At 71.5% G+C, this 1,778-nt stretch carries 3 protein-coding genes; 2 read left to right on the top strand and 1 reads right to left on the bottom strand.

Translation table 11 applies throughout. From position 1 onward, the window contains the following. A partial coding sequence (locus I5E_RS03480; RefSeq protein ID WP_022905770.1) for a DUF805 domain-containing protein occupies positions 1–523 on the top strand: 523 nt, incomplete at its 5' end. Between the two features lie 352 nt (positions 524–875). On the opposite strand, the gene I5E_RS25185 is transcribed toward I5E_RS03480, so the two are convergent. Beyond that, a complete protein-coding gene (locus tag I5E_RS25185) occupies positions 876–1,127 on the bottom strand; it encodes an Asp23/Gls24 family envelope stress response protein (protein ID WP_022905768.1) in 252 nt (83 codons plus the stop codon). A gap of 12 nt (positions 1,128–1,139) precedes the next feature. Between I5E_RS25185 and I5E_RS03465 the strand changes: the two genes are divergently transcribed. Beyond that, on the top strand, positions 1,140–1,778 hold a 639-nt coding region (locus I5E_RS03465), incomplete at its 3' end, for a DNA topoisomerase (protein ID WP_022905767.1).

Below are 1,778 nucleotides of genomic sequence, written 5' to 3'. Positions count from 1 at the left end.
GTACGGGCAGCAGCCGTCCGGTGGGCCGAGCCCGTACGGCCAGGACCCGTACGGGCAGCAGCCGTCCGCCGCGCAGAACCCCTACGGCTCGCCCACGCCGAACGGGCAGCAGCAGGGGCCGCCGCCGCTCTGGGCACCCTGGTACGGGATCCCGTTCCCGCAGGCGTTCCTGCGCTTCTGGAAGAAGTACGTCCGGTTCGACGGACGCGCCAGCAAGAGCGAGTTCTGGTTCTGGGCGCTCTGGTACGTGATCGGCAACGCGGCGATCGGCATCGTGGGCTCCGTCATCAACGCGCTGCCGTACATCTCGAACGCCGACGACCGCCTCGTCCAGCTCTGGGCGCTCGCCACCTTCATCGGGTTCATCGCGCTGACCGTCCGCCGCCTGCACGACGTGAACCTCAGCGGGTACTTCGCCCTGTTCTTCATCATCCCGCCGATCGGCGTCCTGTTCGCGCTCATCGTGGGCCTGCTCGCCACGGTCCCGCAGGGGCAGCAGTACGACCGACCCGATCGCGGCTGAGCACCCGGAGTCGACACCGTCCGGGCTCCGAGCGGCGGCGACGAGCGTGCGCGTCCCCTGATCGGGGGTCGTCACGCGGTAACCCGAGGCGCGCTCGATCGATATGGTCGGGAGCGCTGGGCACTGCGCCCGGCAGCGTCCAGCACGTCACACCACCGAGGGGATCCCACATGACCAACGCCCAGCCCTACCAGTCCGCCCCCGCTCCGGCCTCCGACCGCTACAGCGTCCTCGCGATCGTCGGGTTCATCCTCACGAGTGGCCGGCTCGGGTAGACCCCCGTGACGCCCGGGACGCTCCGGATCCGGTCGGTGAGGGCTCGGGACAGGGCTTCGTCGCTCACGTCGTGCTCCTAGGGCAGGTGGACGTCGTCGAACACGACGTCGATGGACGCCACGGTCATGGCGGTGTGCCGTGCGAGGGCCGCCGCGATCCTGTCCCTGAGCCGGTCGGCGGTCTCGGCCGCCGGCGCCCCGTAGACCAGTCCGGCGGTGACCCGGACGTGCACCGGGGCTCCGGGGTCGCCGAGCTCGCCGTCGAGCGTGCAGCTGCCCATCACGACGCCGCCCATCGTGTCGCCGGCGCGACGGACCAGGCCGCGCACGGCGGCCTCCGGATGGACCGGATCAAGTACGACCGTGCCCTCGCGCTCGCCGAGTCCCTGCCGGTGGCCCGCCGCGGTGTCACCATCGACCTGCGGCGTCCGGAGCCGGACAAGCAGCGTGCGCTGGCCGCGGCCTTCCGGATGCTCGACCAGGGCTCGCTCCGGGTCGGTTCGGAGCGCTACGCCACCGAGCACGGCAGCCGGGGCCTGTCGACGCTGCTCTGCGCCCACGCGCACGTCTCCGGCAACGACATCGAGCTGGACTTCCCGGGCAAGAGCGGCCAGGAGTGGTCCTCGTCGATCCACGACCCGGACCTCGCGACGGTGATCGCCGGCATGAAGCGACGGGGCCCGAACGCCCGGCTCCTGTCGTTCCGCGAGCGGCGCGGCGCCGAGTGGGAGCCCCTCTCCGCCGAGGACATCAACGAGTACGTCAAGGACCGGGCGGGCGAGGAGTTCACCGCGAAGGACTTCCGCACGCTGCACGGCACCGTCGCCGCGGCGGTCGACCTGGCGGTCACCGGCCCGCAGCCGTCCGACGCGAAGCGGAAGAAGGCCGTGTCGCACGCGGTCAAGGTCGCGAGCGAAGGACTCGGCAACACCCCGACGGTGTGTCGACAGAGCTACATCGACCTTCGCCTCATCGACGCC

It is taken from the genome of Curtobacterium sp. B18 (assembly GCF_000333375.1).
Lineage (GTDB): Bacteria > Actinomycetota > Actinomycetes > Actinomycetales > Microbacteriaceae > Curtobacterium.
Note: the sequence above shows the minus strand (reverse complement) of the source record. Positions and strands in the feature narration are given on the sequence as shown.